The sequence below is a fragment of the Lutimaribacter saemankumensis genome, from assembly GCF_900100005.1.
In the GTDB taxonomy this organism is placed as follows: Bacteria; Pseudomonadota; Alphaproteobacteria; order Rhodobacterales; family Rhodobacteraceae; genus Lutimaribacter; species Lutimaribacter saemankumensis.
The window spans coordinates 17,814-35,764 of sequence record NZ_FNEB01000014.1; the positions used below are offsets into that span (position 1 = coordinate 17,814).

Annotated in this window: 17 protein-coding genes and 1 tRNA gene; 8 read left to right on the forward strand and 10 right to left on the reverse strand. The window is 62.7% G+C overall.

From position 1 onward, the window contains the following. Window positions 1-71: 71 nt before the first annotated feature. Window positions 72-1,088 carry a hypothetical protein gene (locus BLT50_RS17675; protein ID WP_090030454.1) on the forward strand — a complete coding sequence of 339 codons (1,017 nt, stop codon included), beginning with the start codon at window positions 72-74 and terminating at the stop codon, window positions 1,086-1,088. 14 nt (window positions 1,089-1,102) lie between these two features. Here BLT50_RS17675 and BLT50_RS17680 read toward each other — a convergent pair whose 3' ends face one another. Then, window positions 1,103-1,297: a SlyX family protein gene (locus tag BLT50_RS17680; protein WP_090030456.1), complete on the reverse strand. Its 195-nt coding sequence runs from the start codon at window positions 1,295-1,297 to the stop codon at window positions 1,103-1,105. Between the two features lie 91 nt (window positions 1,298-1,388). Here BLT50_RS17680 and BLT50_RS17685 point away from each other — a divergent pair, with 91 nt between their 5' ends. The 4 genes from BLT50_RS17685 to hisG all read left to right on the forward strand — a co-directional run bounded on the left by BLT50_RS17685 (window position 1,389) and on the right by hisG (window position 5,834). Beyond that, complete coding sequence (locus tag BLT50_RS17685) at window positions 1,389-2,192, forward strand: crotonase/enoyl-CoA hydratase family protein (protein ID WP_090030484.1); 804 nt, start codon at window positions 1,389-1,391, stop codon at window positions 2,190-2,192. 308 nt (window positions 2,193-2,500) lie between these two features. Then, a complete protein-coding gene (gene hisS, locus BLT50_RS17690) occupies window positions 2,501-4,060 on the forward strand; it encodes a histidine--tRNA ligase (protein ID WP_090030458.1) in 1,560 nt (519 codons plus the stop codon). Further along, on the forward strand, window positions 4,057-5,142 hold the full coding sequence (locus tag BLT50_RS17695; RefSeq protein ID WP_090030460.1) for an ATP phosphoribosyltransferase regulatory subunit: 1,086 nt from the start codon (window positions 4,057-4,059) through the stop codon (window positions 5,140-5,142). The genes hisS and BLT50_RS17695 overlap by 4 nt, the downstream gene beginning before the upstream one ends. Continuing rightward, window positions 5,139-5,834, forward strand: coding sequence for an ATP phosphoribosyltransferase (hisG, locus tag BLT50_RS17700; RefSeq protein WP_090030462.1), 696 nt, complete (start codon window positions 5,139-5,141; stop codon window positions 5,832-5,834). Before BLT50_RS17695 ends, hisG begins: the two co-directional genes overlap by 4 nt. A 59-nt stretch (window positions 5,835-5,893) precedes the next feature. Here hisG and BLT50_RS17705 read toward each other — a convergent pair whose 3' ends face one another. Beyond that, the gene (locus tag BLT50_RS17705) at window positions 5,894-6,478 is read right to left on the reverse strand and encodes an outer membrane protein (protein ID WP_090030486.1); all 585 of its coding nucleotides are present in this window, start codon (window positions 6,476-6,478) and stop codon (window positions 5,894-5,896) included. Window positions 6,479-6,757: 279 nt separating this feature from the next. On the opposite strand from BLT50_RS17705, the gene BLT50_RS17710 reads away from it, so the two are divergent. After that, window positions 6,758-7,285, forward strand: a complete 528-nt coding sequence (locus tag BLT50_RS17710) for an SH3 domain-containing protein (RefSeq protein ID WP_139170568.1) — start codon at window positions 6,758-6,760, stop codon at window positions 7,283-7,285. 21 nt (window positions 7,286-7,306) lie between these two features. Here BLT50_RS17710 and BLT50_RS17715 read toward each other — a convergent pair whose 3' ends face one another. Then, entirely contained in the window at window positions 7,307-7,738 is a 432-nt protein-coding gene (locus tag BLT50_RS17715) for a DUF1489 family protein (protein ID WP_090030487.1), read from the reverse strand. A 126-nt stretch (window positions 7,739-7,864) separates the two neighbouring features. On the opposite strand from BLT50_RS17715, the gene BLT50_RS17720 reads away from it, so the two are divergent. Together BLT50_RS17720 and BLT50_RS17725 are read left to right on the forward strand one after the other, a co-directional pair. Next, window positions 7,865-10,126: an adenosylcobalamin-dependent ribonucleoside-diphosphate reductase gene (locus BLT50_RS17720; protein WP_090030466.1), complete on the forward strand. Its 2,262-nt coding sequence runs from the start codon at window positions 7,865-7,867 to the stop codon at window positions 10,124-10,126. 351 nt (window positions 10,127-10,477) lie between these two features. Then, window positions 10,478-10,822, forward strand: a complete 345-nt coding sequence (locus tag BLT50_RS17725) for a hypothetical protein (RefSeq protein WP_090030468.1) — start codon at window positions 10,478-10,480, stop codon at window positions 10,820-10,822. Window positions 10,823-11,069: 247 nt separating this feature from the next. Here BLT50_RS17725 and BLT50_RS17730 read toward each other — a convergent pair whose 3' ends face one another. The 7 genes from BLT50_RS17730 to BLT50_RS19495 form a co-directional block, all read right to left on the reverse strand. Then, complete coding sequence (locus BLT50_RS17730) at window positions 11,070-13,409, reverse strand: mechanosensitive ion channel family protein (RefSeq protein ID WP_090030470.1); 2,340 nt, start codon at window positions 13,407-13,409, stop codon at window positions 11,070-11,072. A gap of 213 nt (window positions 13,410-13,622) precedes the next feature. Beyond that, window positions 13,623-13,934, reverse strand: coding sequence for a hypothetical protein (locus tag BLT50_RS17735; RefSeq protein WP_090030472.1), 312 nt, complete (start codon window positions 13,932-13,934; stop codon window positions 13,623-13,625). Between the two features lie 80 nt (window positions 13,935-14,014). Beyond that, window positions 14,015-15,214, reverse strand: coding sequence for an SH3 domain-containing protein (locus BLT50_RS19630; protein WP_245723447.1), 1,200 nt, complete (start codon window positions 15,212-15,214; stop codon window positions 14,015-14,017). 39 nt (window positions 15,215-15,253) lie between these two features. Beyond that, window positions 15,254-15,502: a hypothetical protein gene (locus BLT50_RS17745; protein ID WP_090030476.1), complete on the reverse strand. Its 249-nt coding sequence runs from the start codon at window positions 15,500-15,502 to the stop codon at window positions 15,254-15,256. 263 nt (window positions 15,503-15,765) lie between these two features. After that, the gene (locus tag BLT50_RS17755) at window positions 15,766-16,815 is read right to left on the reverse strand and encodes a helix-turn-helix transcriptional regulator (protein WP_139170569.1); all 1,050 of its coding nucleotides are present in this window, start codon (window positions 16,813-16,815) and stop codon (window positions 15,766-15,768) included. Between the two features lie 479 nt (window positions 16,816-17,294). Next, a tRNA-Phe gene (locus BLT50_RS17760) sits at window positions 17,295-17,369 on the reverse strand. 29 nt (window positions 17,370-17,398) lie between these two features. Continuing rightward, window positions 17,399-17,951: hypothetical protein (locus tag BLT50_RS19495; protein WP_217629247.1), on the reverse strand; the 553-nt coding region annotated here is incomplete at its 5' end.

The window sequence follows — 17,951 nt, forward strand, 5'->3', positions numbered from 1 at the left end:
ATAAGGGTCGCTGGACGCGAACCGCCTGTCTGCGCTATCAACCCGGACAACGAGACGGGGAGAAATTCGATTTGAAGCCGACCATCGTCCTCTGTGCGGCGGTGCTTGCCCTGGCAGGCTGCGCCAATCCGTTCGACCGCGTCGCGCGCCTGTCCGAGGTCGAACTGGCCGAGGCGCCCGCGACGGTCGAAATGGCGGAACCGGCCTCCGAGGCCGAGGCGGAAACACAGGGCGGTCTGTTCGCGCGGCTGTTGCGGCCCCGGACGACCGCACCCCGGCCGACGCCCGATGACGTTTCGGGGTCCGAGACCGAAGCCGATACTGCCGATCCCGCCAAAGAGGCCACGCCGCGCCGCAGCGGCCTGCTGGCTTTTCTCCGTCCCGCCGACGCCGCCGAGGAGCGGAAAGGCGAACCGTCCCCCGAAACAGGGCTGTCAGAGACCGCCGCGACCGAAACGGCCACAGACGGCACGCCATCGGAAACCGCAGCGCAGCCCGTGCAGCGCCGGGGGCTGTTCGGGCTGTTCGCCAATGCCGGGCGCGATGATGCGGACGAAGGTGTCGAGGTCGCCTCGCTCGATCCCAATGCCCCGGATGGCCGCCTCGCGACCCCGGGGGTGCAGTTGCCATACGGTATTGTCGCGCGAGCCTGCGACATCCCCCGCCGCCAGATGGGCCGTGAGGTGGCGAAATACCCCGAAAGCCACCCTGTATATCGCCTCTTCGACAGCGATCCGGGCAACACGGCCCCGCATACGTTCTTTCTGACCGGTTTTCCCGATGGCTGTGCGCGCCAGTTCACCGGCGCGCTGGCGTTGTTCGGCAGCCCGGCGATGCATGAACAGCTGCGTTATGGTGCGCCAGCCAAGTCACTGCCTTACAGCGACACCGACAAGGCCTATGAAAAGATCAAGCGCACAGTCTGCGGGGTTGGCAGAAACAAACCCTGCGGGTCGCGTGTGTCGCGGCTGGAACGGGACACCGCGTTCATCTCGGTCTACGAGCATTTCGGAGACAGCCCACGCTGGGCCACCATCCTGGTCCATGATGGCCGGGTCGTAGCACGGGACGTGAAATCAGGCGGTTAGAGTCAGACGCGCCATCAGTAATGCGGCGGGCGCTCGTCGCCCAGCACGATGCCACCGGTGCCTTCGGCCTCGCGGGCGGCTTCACGCTCCATCAACATGGCGACGCGACGGGTCAGGCGGTCGATCTCGGCCTGCTGGCTTGCAACCGTGTCCGACAGGTCGTCGACTGTGCGGATCAGGTGGGCGAGCTTCTCTTCCAGATGTTCCATAATGGTCTCCGTCTGCGGTGCGGAACGGGACGTTACCATGGCGGTGCCGCGCGGGGAATGGCAGAGTGTCTGCAAAAATGAGGAGGGGATCATGACGGTGACAATGGAACGTCTGGACCGGGTGCTGGTGGTCAGTATCGACCGGCCCGCACAGCGCAATGCGGTCGATCCCGACACGGCCCGCGCACTCTATCGCGCCTTTCTCGATTTCGAGGCGGATGACGGTCTGGACGTGGCCATCCTGACCGGCACCGGAGGCGCGTTCTGCGCCGGTTTCGACCTGAAGACTGCCGCCGACGGGCGTGCGGATGAATGGCTGCAAGGTCTTGATATTCCTAATGATTGGAGCGATCCCGCCGGTCAGCCGATGCCGGGGCCGATGGGGCCGTCGCGGCTGATGCTGTCCAAGCCCGTCATCGCCGCGATCGAAGGGCACGCGGTGGCGGGTGGGTTGGAATTGGCGGCTTGGTGCGACATGCGGGTGGCGTCGAGCAGCGCGGTTTTCGGCGTGTTCTGCCGGCGCTGGGGGGTGCCGCTGATCGATGGCGGCACGGTGCGGCTGCCGCGTATCCTGGGGCAGGGGCGGGCCAATGACCTGATCCTGACGGGCCGGCCCGTCGGCGCGTCCGAGGCGCAGGCGATGGGGCTGGCCGACCGGGTGACGGAGCCGGGTAAAGCCTTGGAAAACGCCATTATTCTGGCGCGCAGCCTGACGCGGTTCCCGCAAGCCTGCATGCGCGCGGACCATCTTTCGGCGCGCATGCCGGGGGCGGAACTGGCCGAGGCGTTGCGGCGCGAATGGCGGTCTGCCGCTGCCTTCAAATCCGAAGGGCAGGCGGGGGCGGCGCGGTTTTCGCAGGGGCGCGGACGCGGTGGGGACTTCGACGAAATCTGAGCCGTGCGGCGCGTTAACCGCGCGATCCCGCCCGAAAAGCGCGCGGTTTGGGGTAAATTGATACCGCCATTCGCGCGGTTCCGACGGTAAACCGCGCGGTTTCCGGCAGGGCCAGCGCCCGGTCCGGCCGAAAGCGGTCCTGGTTTGGGGTGTCATGTTACCACTGCCGCGAAAACCGTGCGGTTTGGCCCCGAAACCGCGCGGTCGTTAACCCGGTGACGGCATGCGCCGTTGCCGCCCGGATCGCTTGCCCTTTCAGGGGGGGTGCGCTAGACGCGGGCCGAGTTTCCGACGCAAGGACAACGCCCATGGCGAAGCAGAAGAAAGCCCCCCGTCCCAAGGCCGAAACGCCGAAGGGATTCCGTGACTATTTCGGGCACGAGGTAACCACCCGTGCCGAGATGCTGCGCACGATTGCCGGGGTCTATCATCGCTACGGGTTCGACGCCCTGGAATCGAGCGCGGTCGAGACGGTCGAGGCGCTGGGCAAGTTCCTGCCCGACGTGGATCGCCCGAACGAGGGCGTGTTCGCCTGGCAGGAGGACGAGGGCGATTGGCTGGCGCTGCGTTATGACCTGACCGCGCCGCTGGCACGCGTCTATGCACAGCACCGCAATGACCTGCCCACGCCCTACCGCCGCTATGCGATGGGACCGGTCTGGCGCAACGAAAAGCCGGGGCCGGGGCGGTATCGCCAGTTCTATCAATGCGATGCGGATACGGTTGGCAGCGGCTCGGTCGCCGCCGATGCGGAAATCTGCGCGATGCTGGCCGACACGCTGCAAGAGGTGGGCATTCCGCGCGGCGATTACGTGGTGCGGGTGAACAACCGCAAGGTTCTGAACGGGGTGCTGGAGGCGATTGGGCTTAGCGATGACTTGCTATTGAATACACGTCCAATGACCGTAAATCAGGCAGCAGAAGCACTATATTCGGAGATGGTGCGTCGCAACATTGAAAGCATTTCAAAGCTAGATGTGCTGCGCCAAATCGATAAGTTCGACAAAGTTGGCGAAGATGGCGTTATGCAACTTCTTACCGAAGGCCGCGAAGACGCATCAGGCGCATTTATTGAGGGCGTAGGGCTTACGGAGTCCTCGGCCGCAAGAGTAATAAAGTTCCTTACGGCAAAAGCAGAGACACCCGCGGAAACGTTAACCAACCTGCGCAGCGCGATTGGCGAAAGCGTCATTGGTGCCGAAGGTGTGGACGAGCTGGAACAGATCGCCGACCTCCTGGCGGCCCAGGGCTATGGCCCCGACCGGATCGTGATCGACCCGTCGGTGGTGCGTGGCCTCGGCTATTACACCGGGCCGGTGTTCGAGGCCGAGCTGACCTTTGAAATCTTCGACGAGAAGGGCCGCAAGCGGCAGTTCGGCTCGGTCGCGGGCGGTGGGCGCTATGACGATCTGGTCAAGCGCTTTACGGGGCAGGCGGTGCCGGCGACCGGCGTGTCCATCGGGGTCGACCGGCTGCTGGCGGCGCTGCGCGAGAAGGGCCGGATCGAGGCGCGCGAGGTCGGGCCGGTTGTCGTGACGGTGATGGATCGCGACCGGATGGCCGATTACCAGGCGATGGTCGGTGAGTTGCGGCAGGCTGGTATCCGCGCCGAAGTCTATCTCGGGAATCCCAAGAATTTCGGCAACCAGTTGAAATATGCCGACCGGCGGCATTCGCCCGTCGCGGTGATCGAGGGCGGCGACGAAAAGGCCAATGGCGTGGTGCAGATCAAGGATTTGATCCTGGGTGCGCAGATCGCCGAGACCGCGACGCTGGAGGAATGGAAGGACCGGCCCAGCCAGTTCGAGGTGCCGCGCGATCAGCTGGTCGCCAAGGTGCGTGAAATCCTGGACGCGCACGGGCTATGACCCCGCTGGCATCCGAAACCCGCGAGGCGGCCCGCCTGCGCGAGATGTTCACGCAGGCCGGTGCGGTGCCGGTGGAATGTTCGATCCTGCAACCGGCGGACACGTTGCTGGACCTCTATGGCGAGGATATCCGCGGGCGCGCCTATGTGACATCCGACGCGCTGCGCGGCGAGCAGATGCTGCGCCCGGATTTCACCGTGCCGGTGGTGCAGATGCACATGGAGCACGGGGCCGAGCCTGCGCGCTATACCTATGCCGGGCCGGTCTTTCGCCGGCAGGAGGACGATGCCACGCGCGCCAGCGAATATGCGCAGGTGGGATACGAGGTTTTCGACGGCTCGAACCTGGCGGCGGCGGATGCCGAGGTGTTCGCGCTGATCGCCGAGGCGCTGGACGGCGCGCCGCTGCGCGCGGCGACGGGCGATATCGGCATTCTGAAGGCCGCGGTCGGTGCGTTGAACACGACCGGACGGCGCAAGGCCGCGTTGATGCGCCATATCTGGCGGCCGCGCCGGTTTCGTGCGCTGATCGACCGTTTTGCGGGCCGCACGCCGGTGCCGCCCGCGCGGGCCGCTTTGCTGGCGGCGGCGGACCCGTTCGCCGATTGCGCGCCGATGATCGGGCTGCGCACCCGGCGCGAGATCGCCGCGCGGATCAATGCGCTGCACGAGGATGCCGCCGCCCCGCCGATACCGGAAAACGAGGTGGCGCTGATCGACACGATCCTGTCGGTGCGCGAAACGCTGCCCTATGCGCTGGAGCGTTTGCGCGACATCGCGGTGGACATGCCGGTGATCGCGCCCGCGGTCGAGCAGCTTGCGGCGCGGATGGCGGCGTTGCGGGCGCGGGGCGTGGATGTGGACGGCCTGGATTTCGAGGCGAGCTATGGCCGGACCAACATGGAATATTACGACGGGTTCGTGTTCGGCTTTTACGCCGAAACCCGGCCCGACCTGCCGCCCGTCGCGACCGGCGGGCGCTATGACGCGCTGACGCGGGTTCTGGGGCAGGGCGACGCCATCCCGGCGGTGGGGGGTGTGATCCGGCCCGGTCTGCTGCTCGAGCTTGGGAGGCAGGCATGACGATCAAGCTGGGTGTGCCGTCCAAGGGGCGGCTGATGGAAAAGACCTTCGACTGGTTCGGGACGCGCGGGATCGTGCTGTCCCGTTCCGGCTCGGACCGGGAATATGCCGGGGCGGTCGAAGGGATCGACGGGGTCGAGCTGGTGCTTTTGTCGGCGGGCGAGATCCCGCGCGAGCTGGCGGCGGGGCGGATTCATCTGGGCGTGACGGGCACCGACCTGGTGCGCGAAAAGCTGGGTGGCTGGGAGCAGAAGGTCGAAGAGCTGGCGGGGCTGGGGTTCGGCCATGCGGATCTGGTGATCGCGGTGCCGGCGGCCTGGGTGGATGTCGATACGCTGGACGATCTGGATGCGGCGGCGGCGGCGTTCCGGGCGGCGCACGGTTTCCGGCTGCGGATCGCCACCAAGTATCACCGGCTGGTGCGGGAATTCCTGCGCGATCACGGGGTGGCCGATTACCAGCTGGTCGACAGCCAGGGCGCGACCGAAGGCACGGTGAAGAACGAAACCGCCGAGGCGGTGGCCGATATCACTTCGACCGGGGATACGCTGCGGGCGAACCACCTGAAGGTTCTGTCCGACGGGCTGGTGCTGCAGAGCGAGGCCACGCTGTTCCGGGCGCGCGGCGCCGGGGTGACGGATGGCGAACGCGAGGTTCTGGCGGGGTTGTCCCGGCAGCTTGCGCTGGATTGAAAAAGGCCACCGCGCGGTGACGCGCGATGGCCCGAGGTAAGCCGGGGCTGTTGCCGCGATCAGAAGCGGAACGTGCCGCGCAGCTGAACCGTGGTGGCGTCGACATCGATGCCGGAGCTGTTGAAATCATCGAACTTGTGGTACAGGGCTTCGCCGCCGACCGAGAAGTTGTCGCTAACCATGTGCTCGTAGCCGACACCGACGAAGTAGCCGTTGTCGTTGCCCAGCGTATCCGTTTCAGCGCGGGCGAGACCGGCCGACGCGTATGCGAGGCCATTGCCGATCTTGTAGCCGCCACGCAGTTTGAGGCGTGCCACGTTTTCCAGCGTGGTGGCGCCGCCGACGTCGATGCTGGCGAAGTCGTAGTCCAGACCGCCGCCGAGCACGTAGCTGCCGAAGTCGTAGTCGTAACCGGCGACAAGACCGCCGATCCCGCCGTCGCCGCTGACGCCGGCGTTGGTGTCTACATCGCCATAACCGATCTGTCCGCCGACATATCCACCGGTCCAGTCGACGCCCATCGGGACGGCCTGCTGCATCGGTTCGACGGCCGGCGCGGGTGCGGGTGCATCCATGTTGCCGGCAAAAGCGGGCGCTGCGGTGAGCGCGGTTGCGGTGGCGAGTGCTGTCATTGTGTTGCGCATCGTTCCATCCTTTCGTTTTTCCTGGCTCCGGTCGCGGGTTTTGCGCACCGGGCGTTTCGCGGGTCAGGAATTCACTGCCCGTCTGCGTGACATATGTGATTTGCAGACGATACAACCCTTGGTCCGGTAACGCGTATTCACGGGATCGCGATAAGCGAAGAAGCGCGCGTTTTCCGGCGTGCCGGGCGGTGTTTTCGGCGGTATTCCGCGCCTTTGTCCGTGGCTCGACCGTGTGCCTGTCATGTGGCAGGATCGTGCCGGTGAAAAAGGAGAAGCGCGATGTTGCGTTGTTGGATGGCCGTGGGCCTGATGCTGGCCGGTCCCGCGATGGCGGACCCGTTCCGCGTGACGGGCGTTGCCGCGGACGATTTCCTGAACGTGCGGGCCGGACCGTCGACCCGCTTTGAGGTGGTGGCGCAATTGCCGAACGGGTCCGGCGGGTTGAGCAAGGAGGTCTGCGCCCTGGTCAAGCCCGCGCCCGACGCCGCCAACCGCGCCGATCTGCCGGAATGGTGCGCGATATCGCAGGGCGGCGCGATTCTGGGCTGGGTCAATGCGCGCTACCTGTCGCCGGATTCGGGCGCGCCCGCAGACCTGCCGTTGATGCGGGGCTTCAGGGGGGATGACGATCCGTGCCGCCTGGTCGGTGAAAGCGCGGCGACGGTGAATTACCTCGATCATACGCGCTGGCTGGTGGGGTGTCCTGCGGGCAGCGCGGGCCTTGCCGAGATCCTGGAAGAGTTCGGTGGCGACGAGGTCGACCGGATCGGCGGATATGTCCTGATTTCGGTGCCGGGGGCCGAATGATACGCAGAAGCGCGACCGGGGTCAGATGACCCCGATGTCGGCCAACGCGCCCGCCAGCGCGGGTGGCAATGCGTCCTCGTTCTGGCGGTTTTGCGGCAGGTCGGGCGGGGCGTCCGCGGGTTTGAGGTAGCGCCAGCCCTGGAATGCGCGTTTCGGCGCGGTCATGGTGCGCACCAGCGTCGGGTCGAGGACAAGCGCGCAGCGGCGGATGCCGTCGCCGCGGTCGACCTCGTCCATGCGCAGGATGCGCTGCCGGCACTGGATCAGCCCCTTGATGACCCAGTAGATCGATCCGCCGTCGAGAATTTCGGCCTCGCGCTTGGGCCACATGCGGGTGACGTGGCGCGGCAGGCCGTCTTCGAAACGCTGGCGGAACTGATCCTGCCAAGCCTCGAGGCTGTCCACGCTTTCCGTTCCGGCGCTGAGCTTTACCAGGTGCATCGACTTATCCACAGATTCCCCCACAAGCGACGCTGTATATGGTAGCCTGTGCAAATTCAGCTTCAACCAGTTGTGCAAATCGCGTCTTTCAGGCATTCTGGGTGCCTTCCATCGCAAACGCCGACGAGGATTCGCGCCATGACCCGTTTCGCCGCCCCGATTGCCGAACAAATCTGGGACATGAAATACCGTTTCAAACAGGCCGATGGTGCCCCGATCGACCGCACGGTCGAAGATAGCTGGCGGCGCATCGCGCGGTCGCTGGCGGCGGTGGAAAAAGACCCGTCGAAATGGGAGGACCGGTTCTTTCACGCGCTGGAGGATTTCAAATACCTTCCTGCGGGACGGATCACGGCGGGCGCCGGCACGGGCCGGGACGTGACGCTGTTCAACTGTTTCGTCATGGGCACGATCCCCGACAGCATGGGCGGGATATTCGACATGCTGAAAGAGGCCGCGCTGACCATGCAGCAGGGCGGCGGGATCGGGTATGATTTCAGCACCATCCGGCCGCGCGGGGCCGCGGTGCACGGGGTGGCGGCGGATGCGTCGGGGCCGCTGTCGTTCATGGATGTGTGGGATGCGATGTGCCGCACGATCATGTCGGCGGGGTCGCGCCGGGGCGCGATGATGGCGACGATGCGCTGCGACCACCCGGATATCGAGGATTTCATCACCGCCAAGTCGGATTCGGCACGGTTGCGCATGTTCAACCTGTCGGTGCTGGTGACGGACGCCTTCATGGAGGCGGTCAAGGCGGACGGCCCGTGGGAGCTGACGTTTGGCGGCAAGGTCTATCACACCCTCGAGGCGCGCGACCTTTGGAACAAGATCATGCGCGCGACCTATGACTATGCCGAGCCGGGGGTGATCTTCATCGACCGGATCAACGAGGCCAACAACCTGAGCTATTGCGAAACGATCTCGGCCACCAACCCGTGCGGCGAGCAACCGCTGCCGCCCTATGGCGCGTGCCTGCTGGGGTCGATCAACCTGGCGCGGCTGGTGGACCGCCCGTTCGAGGAAGGCGCCGAGATCGACGGTGCGCAGCTCGACGAGCTGGTGGCGACCGCCGTGCGGATGATGGACAACGTAGTGGACGCGTCGAAGTTTCCGCTGGAGGCGCAGGCGCAGGAAGCGCAGGCCAAGCGCCGGATCGGCCTGGGCGTGACCGGGCTGGCCGACGCGCTGCTGATGGTGGGGCTGCGCTATGGCAGCGACGCGGCGGCGGAGAAATGCGAGGAATGGCTGAAGCGCATTGCGCGCGCGGCCTATCTGGCGAGCGTGGAGCTGGCCAGGGAAAAGGGGGCGTTCCCGCTGTTCGACGCCGAGAAATACCTGGCGTCCGGCACGATGCAGATGATGGACGAGGACGTGCGCGCGGCGATCGCCGAGCATGGGATCCGCAACGCCCTGCTGACCTCGATCGCGCCGACCGGCACGATCAGCCTTTATGCCGGCAACGTGAGCTCGGGGATCGAGCCGGTCTTTGCCTACAGCTATACCCGCAAGGTTCTGCAGAAGGACGGCAGCCGCACCGAGGAAGAGGTGGTGGATTATGCCGTGCAGATGTGGCGCGAGAAATTCGGTGATGCCGAACTGCCGGATTATTTCGTGAACGCGCAGACGCTGGCGCCTCTCGACCACGTCAAGATGCAGGCGGCGGCGCAGAAATGGGTGGACTCGTCGATCTCCAAGACGATCAACTGCCCCGAGGATATCGATTTCGACGCGTTCAAGGACGTCTACCTGCAGGCCTATGAAACCGGCTGCAAGGGCTGCACGACCTATCGCCCCAACGATGTCACGGGCAGCGTCCTGAGCGTGAGCGAGGGCAGCGAAAAGGCGCCCGAGGCCGATCAGGGCGCCGACGTGATCTATATGTCCGAGCCGCTGGACCGCCCGCAGGCGCTGGAGGGGTCGACCTACAAACTGAAATGGCCCGACAGCGAGCACGCGATCTACCTGACGGTGAACGACATCATCATCAACGGCCACCGCCGCCCGTTCGAGGTGTTCATCAACTCGAAGAACATGGAGCATTTCGCCTGGACCGTGGCGCTGACGCGGATGATCTCGGCGGTGTTCCGGCGGGGCGGGGACGTGTCCTTTGTCGTCGAGGAACTGAAGGCGGTGTTCGATCCGCGCGGCGGGGCCTGGCAGAACGGCAAGTACATTCCGTCGATCCTGGCCGCGATCGGCGGCGTGCTGGAGCGTCACATGATCTCGATCGGGTTCCTCGAAGGCGAGGGGATGGGCCTGAAATCGGACCCGCAGGCCCAGGTCGTGAACATGGAGGGCAATCGCGGCAAGGCCTGCCCGAGCTGCGGACAGTACGAAATGCGCATGGTCGAGGGCTGCATGACCTGCATGAGCTGTGGCCACAGCAAGTGCGGTTGAGCGTCGCGCCCACGGCAGAGTGCATATCCGCGCGGCGTGTGGCATCATCGGGCTGATGGTGACCGGCATCCTGTCCGTAGGGCCGGTCGCGGCCTGTGTGGAAAGGTGTTTGCATGGCGGCCACTCTCAAGTTCCTTCGTACGTTGCATTCGTGGCTGGGCCTGATTGCATTGCCCTGGGTCATCCTGTTCGGGTTCACGGGCTTCTACCTTAACCATGGTCAGGCGATCCGGTCGGTCCTGCCGCTGGTCAGCTACGAAGACGTCGGAGACCGGTTCGCGACGCTCCCCTCCCCCCCTGACCGAGGAGCAAGCGTCAGGCATCGCACAGCGATATTGGCCGGACAGCCCGATGACGAGCGTGAGCGAGGTCGTCTATCACGGCCATGACGCCATTCGGTTCGAGCGCGAGGCCGGGCAGATCATCGTCGCGGTCAATACCGGGCATTACTACGTGAAGTCGCGGCTGAAGAATCTGCACTACGCCCCGGACGGCACGTTGGTCGGGCGCAAGATATACTGGAACTACGTGTTCGGGGTGTTCCACCGCACCGGCTGGCTGGGCTGGAGCCTGGGCACGATCCTGGCCGACATCACGTCGCTTGCGCTGATCGTCTTCGGCTTGAGCGGGATGGCTCTGTGGTACCTGCCCAAGCACAAGAGGTTCAAACGCCGCCTGGGCAAATGGATGGCCTGAAGGGCTGACTGCAAGAACGCCGGTCGAACGGGTTCTGTCACAGGCTCTGCGGTTTCGCGTCGGGCCCGCTGCGGAACAGTGTCTTTGGAAAGTGGTGCCCGGGGGCGGAATCGAACCACCGACACGAGGATTTTCAATCCCAAGCTTGAAAAGTGGTGTCAGGACGCGGCCTGCAGGCTTAACGAAATCCAATACCGAGAAATGTCGTTGGCCGACGAATAACCACCCAAAAAAACTTCCAATGATTTCACGTCTCTTCTTTGACAATTTGGATCGTCCTGGTCGGGAAGGCGAAGCTCACCCCGACCTGCTTCGCCAAATCCACAATGTCTGCAATGAGGGCAGAGCGCACCGCCACCTGATCGTCGTAGTTGGAGACGAATACAAAACACCGGCACTCGATCTCAATGGCGGACTCTCCAAAGTCCTTTAGCCCCACATAGCAGTCTTTGGCATCAGCGCTTGGTTGCCGCAAAATCATGGCGCGCAGTTCTTCGATGAACTGATCCAATTTCTGGCGCGGGGTGTCGTAGGTCAAACCAATCGAGAGGTCGATACGACGGCGTACGCGCAATCCCCAGTTCACGATGACCTGATCGCTCAACTGGGCGTTTGGGATGATCATCACAGTGTCGTCGAGCCGCTTTAGCCGCGTGGAGCGTATGCCAACAGTCTCGACCGTTGCGAGTTGACCGTGAGTCTCGATCAGATCGCCACGCCGGAAGGGCCGGTCGGTGAGGAGAAGTATCCCGCCGAGTACGTTCGACACCGTCTCGCGTGCTGCAAATGCCAGGGCGAGGCCACCAACACCCAAACCCGCCAGAACGCCCTCGTAAGGAAGATCGACGATTTCTGCGAGCAGAAGCAAACCTACCGTAATCAAGGTCAGTTTGATGATGCCGATCGCCATCGCGGTTACGATCTCATCGGCATAACCTACTGTAGACGCAGCCCTGCGCTGAAAGAAGGTTCCTATCATGCCGGTCGCGAGGACTGCGAACCAGGTCGCACCTATGACCGCCGCTACAGAGACGAGCGTGTGCAGCGCGGCGAGCGGCGTCTCAATGATCCCAATTATGCTGAAGCCCCAAACAAGTACCAGACTGCCGAGGGTCAGCCTTGCCGCCTGAACCAGGCCTTTGCTTTGAAGAGCAGGTGCATCGGCTGCGTCATCGTCGGCTTCGGCCCGTGTCTTTGGTGCCAGAAGACCGAGAAGTGCAGCCAAAACGGAGGCAGCCACAACCATCAGCAGGATCGCCAGCCATTGCCAGTTCTCTATCACCACAGCGCGGTTTAGTAGGGCTGGGGACGTATCCCGGATGCGCTCTCGCAGAGAGAAGAACTGTGTCAGCGGTTGGCTCGGCGGGATGCCTTCGGCCATTGGAAGGCTTTGCATAGCCGAATAGAGCGCAGGCAAGTTGCGCAGTGTTTCTGCATCCAAAGCCCATCGGTCGGGCGCATCTTCGTCCTCCGCCGGCATCCGCGCGATCACAATGTCCCCAACAGGATGCGCATAGTGGACATAGGGCGTTGTCCGATTTGGATTGTTGGGAATCTCCTGAAGGAAGACAAAACCGGCGCGGTCGAGGACGTTCTTCAGATAGTCCGCCAACAATGGTCCTTCCGCACTGTGCAGGTGGTCAGGCAGCATGGACAGGTCCAGCGTCGACAAAACCGCTTCCCGTCCCGCCCCGTCCCAATCATGAATCCCGAACAGGAACCTTTGCATGACGCCGCGCGGGGAATTCTCCATGGCGGTCTTGGCTGCAGCCACGTTGGGCTCACCAAGCGCGTTGAGATAGCGCCTGAGGGCAGCTGAAAGAGTTTCCGCGTCCTCTACAAGTAGTCGCCAACCGCCGTCACCAGCTCGCACGAATCGCAAATCGTAGGACGCCTCGGTTCCATCAAGCGCGATAGTGAACGCGGCAATGTCGGCTTCGGGACGCGCTGGCGCATCGTAAACCCGGAAGGTCGACAGATCGATGATATCCCAAAGCAGCGCTTGGCGATGGCGCAGCGTGTTCGCCGGGGCTTCGCCTCCTTCGAACTCGAGAAGAGTCCGGGCAAAGCGCAGAGCGTCCACATCTCCGCCGATCAGGAAATCACTCACAGATGCGACAATCGATTGGAGCGTCTCCCGTGGAGATGCATCGCCAGTAATCAGGCGCTCACCTGCCCCGTCTGATCGGCGTCCGTTCCACCACTCTCCAGTGTCGAAGCGTCCTGTGAAACTCCCGCCATCGTCCGAGATTGCAAAGATTAGCTGCCCGCTGACCTGATCCTCAAACCAACGGCCACGCAAGATTTGCCCGTCGACCTGCCCCTCAATAAGACCGCTGCCAGGCTCATAAGTGCCGGTCACGGAGCTGCCTTCCTGCTGCAGCTCGACTACCGCCGCCCCGTCACGCCAGAACGTGTCCCAGCGACCCGACCAGTCGGGGGAGGACTGTGCGAGCACTGCGCTCGCAGATATCGTAACAAAGATACATGCTAGGAAGAGATAAAACGAAAGGCAAAGAGTCTTAAGAGGCTTTGCCGGATTACCCGCCTCTTTCACAAAGAACAAAGCAGCGAGAAAGCGGAGCATGCGTTTCCTCTTCAGGAAGTGGGTCAGTATCTTTTCCGATTTCGATGTAATCTATCTCGAATAACCTGCCCCTCAAGCGTTGAGCTGTCCGGCTGCAGTCAATATCGCCGTGCGGCGGAAATTTCAGTCTTTCCGACTGACAACCTCCACCGCACGACTTCCACTTTCAGTACTCCGCTGAACTGATCGAGACGAGAGCAACGCCGAAATAGATCAATTTGCGGCAGCCTTTAGCGATTCCATCACCTCCGCACATTCAGCAGCTCCACCGACGACTGACGTGCCCTCGGGCAGCCCGTCAGTGCCGGCCAGTTCCTGCGCAGCCCGCATGAGAAGCTGATCGACCTGTTCGGCCGTCACGAGGCCCTCGGCCTGCGCTGCCTGCACCGTCGAGCAGATGCCAGCGCTGAGCCCTGTGCCAATCCCGATCCCGGCAGCCGTGCCCCCGATGAGCGATCCCCCGACGACCGCACCCCCGACTGCACCGACAACCAGTCCGATGAGTCCAACGATTACCTTATTCATAGAGTTCTTCCTTCTGTTTCAGTTTTTATGGGAGGTATGGCCCGTCGCGCGCTCCAGTGCACGGGCCACGGTCGTGAGCTTCAGTTCCGCATCGACATCGGACGCGTCGTGGAGCCGTCGCTATAGGCGATGCACTGCCACGGCGCGCGCTGCGGTCCGACACCCACCAACACCTCCGTGCCGGCTTGTGAGAAGGAGGAACCAAGCAGAACGACATCGGGATTGTTCGTCTCGATGGTCACGGCACGCAGACACGCCTGCTCTTGCACAGACACGGCCGGGGGCGAGTTTGGAGGAGATGTTGCCGCCGCGCTCAGGTAGCGGCCAGCGACCCAGCCGCGTTCGCGCATGTCCGTTATCATCTCGATCTCGCACCACCGCGTATTTCCCGCGCGTTGGCAGCCGATCACGTTGACTGGGTCACCATTGGCCAATGCACCCACGATTGGGTTCCCGGTACCCGGCCCGCTTCGTACGTTCAAGACGTCGTCCGAAGGCACGCCGGCAACACGCATCACGTTTTCGGAATCTACTGCAGGGCGGGTGGATGCCGACGGGGCAGCAGCCTCGCGCAGGTACTGGCTGGCTGCCCAGCCGGTCACACCTCCGCCCACCTGGCTGACCTGGCACCAAACGCGGCCTTCACTGCGCCGACATCCCATATTGCGAACGACGGTGCCGTTCAGCAGCCCCATCACCACTTGGGCGTTCGTGGAGGGCGCCGCGCGGACGTTGAGACTCTGTGACACGCCGAAGACCTCCCAGAAGTCAGGGCCCCCGGAGAGGCCGTCAGCGAAATCCTGACTCGGTGCTGCGCCCCCAATTCTAACGTTCAGCGTATAATTTGTGCTCTCGTTGCGGCGTGCCGCGTTCCGATTGATGAACACCTGCACCCTATAGTCACCATTGCTCGGCAGGACTCCGTCAAACCTCAGCCCATTCGTCGCCGCGACGTACATCGCAGCGCCTTGGCCAGGACGATTGCCTGGAGCGAAGATGTTGAAATAGGTCGACGGGTTCGACGGGAACATCTCGACGACCATGCGTTGCCCAGCACGTGCGCCAAGTAGGTATTCGACGCTTTCGTAGCCTGTCAGGCTCGCATTGATGGTCGTGCCGCTCTGTCCGGCCGGAAATTGAATCCTCTCGACGATAGCCTGCTGAGCAGCCGCTATCTGGACACATGCAAGAGTGAACGCGCATGCAAATAATTGAATTAGCTTCATGTTTCTCACCCAAAGTTGCGCATTTTTCTCGGGAGCACCGCAGTCGATCGGCACCAAAGCAAACGCTTCCGCATCAGTCGTGTTCAGGCCCCTTTACAGGGTGCCTTCGTTCGTTATCGACATAATGCCCGCCGTGGTCCCGTCCTGATATGCGATGCAGTTCCAAGTTCCTGTTCCTCCAACCAGCAGGATCACCTCGGTGCCTGCTTCTGAGAACGTGGAGCTCTGAACCACCACATCCGTGTTACCCGTCACGCCACGAACGTCGCGCACGCAGGCGGCACGGGCCTGCGCATCCGGAGCATTGGCGGCGTTCAGGTCCGACGCACCAATGTCGGTCATGTCGATACAGCCTGACAGTCCAGAGACCGCGAATGCGGACGCCACAATCATGAACTTGGCTCTCATATGTCATCTCTTCCTTGTCATGTTCGATATGTTCAGGAGCCAGCACATACCGAGGGGAAACGAACAGTCGAACGTCGCGGTAAAGCTGTTGACGACCCCGCGAATGCATACGCGCAGCCGCAGTTAACAGCTTCCCGCGTCCTGATCGTTACATCAGAGTCTCACAATTCAGATTTGACGACCGGTCGCGCGCGGACCTAGCCCGTCGTTCGCGCGATGGCTTTGAGAGACCATCGCAAGGTGTCTTCGAGATCATTGGGATCGTTAACCGGCGCCAAGTCCGGGACCAATGTGCTGGGGATCAGCTTGCTGGCCTCGCTGGGTCTCACCCCGAAACGGTTCTGGAATGCGTCACTGAAATGCGCCGTAGAGCTGAAGCCCATCTCGGAGGCCAGTTCGCTCACATGGCCGCGCCGTTGCGGCTGACCAGCCAAGGCATCGTGGGCGCGGTCCAGCTTTACTCCCAATCTGAAACGTCCAAGCCCACCGTCATCCGCGAAGGCTCGGAAAACGCTGGCGCGCGACACTCCGAAGTCCCTCGCCACCGATTCCGCCGACACGTCTTGTGATATAGGGGTTTCCAAAGCAAAACGGCGCATGGCAGTGATGGTCGCCGCCCTTACGTCGGCCCTTCGACTCACACCCAGAGCGCCATTCAGTGCAGCCTCAAGGGCAGCCAAAAGGCCCGCATTGTCGGCGTCGCCTTTCTCCAGAGACGCGTAATACGCCTTGATCGAATAATTCAAAATGCGGCCTGCTGGAGTTGTGCCTTTGATCGTGCGTGCGATCGGGTGCTCTGACGGGCGATAACCGATAAGTGCGTGGGGTATGATCAGCGTCTTTTGGCTATGCCTGGCATAGCGGGCGCTCCAGGGGCGTGATTGGTCAATGAAATGAACATCGCCCGGGCGCAAAAGATAGTGTCCGGGCCCCGACGCCTCCTGGATTTCGGCATGACCGGCTTCATAAACCCGGACTTTGACATAGGGCGCTCTGCCCCTGCCACGTGTTGCGGCCACAGCGTCAATGCGGTGCGCGCTAGCTGAAAATTGGCTAGCAACAATGTCATCCAGCACCCAAAGTTTGGACTTTAGGTCCAACCCGTTGCCGTTAGGCACACGGCCGACCCGATAGGAAGCAGGCGACACTTGCTGCCAATAGTCGTGCTGCATATCTGCGGGCGCTCCGCGGAGGTCGAGACTTATCAGCATGTCTTCAGTACTTCCCGCAGATGTCAGTTCCAGCAAGATGTGTCAGCGCAAGAAATATCCGGCGGATTTCGGGTATCAGCATTCCCCAAAAGATTCGAGCTCCCCGCATAGCTCGATTTAGGATTGTCCAGGCACCCGTCCAGCGCCGAAGACTTGCCCCCAACGTGGCCATAATCTGCAGTGCCATAGAATTGGGACGAGGTCTTCGTTGCGTCCCGCTGCTTTAAGATGCAGGCAGCTTTAACGCTCTCACTTCCTACGACATGAGATGTTGGACCAATCCTGATAGGACAGCGGCGCAGAAGACTGTGTGGGAAAACCGTGTTCGAGTTACTGTGGGGCAAAGGCTGTGTTCCACTTGCTGTGGCCAACACATTGATTCCAAACACTGTGTTCAACACAGCTTTTCAGCACGCCAAGCGCTTCTTCAACGCACGGCAAAACTGTGCGATGAGTGTGTAACGCATGAAGTGAAAACTGTGCGATGGCTAGTTAATTGATTTTGCTTTGAAAAGTGGTGCCCGGGGGCGGAATCGAACCACCGACACGAGGATTTTCAATCCACTGCTCTACCCCTGAGCTACCCGGGCACGGGTGCAGCGACGCTGCGGGTGGCGGTCTAATAGGCGAGTGCGCGCGGGCTGTCCAGAGCGGAAATGGAAAAAATGGCGGCGCGCGCACGCGTATCGGATTCGGCCGCTCTTGCGGCGAATCCCGTGGCCGCCATCGCCGTTTCAGGGGCGCGGGGCGGCGGTTGATTCCGAATCCGTGCATCCGGCGGCAGTGACGCCGCCGAAGATCGGCCAGGGCCGGGTCGGCATGTCCGCAAATCCAGTGCCGGCGATGCCTGTTTTTCAGTGCTTTTGAGGCCGGCAGCAGAAAAAACGCCGAGAGCCCGAAAAAAGCTCTTGCGCTTGTCCGGCGCATTGCCTAGATAGCCCCTCACCGACAGCGACACACGATCGCCGCCGGGGCGCGGAACCGCCCGACACAGGGTAGCAAAGCGGAAATATACAGAGGCAGTAACGGGCGGGCGCGCCGACGAGTTAGGGCGCAACCGGTTGTTGTTTTGTCTCACGCTGTTTGACATTGTTATGATACTGAAGAGATATGCGGGCGGTTTGGTCTGTTTTTCGACGGATTGGATGTCTGTATATCGCGTCTCTAGGTTT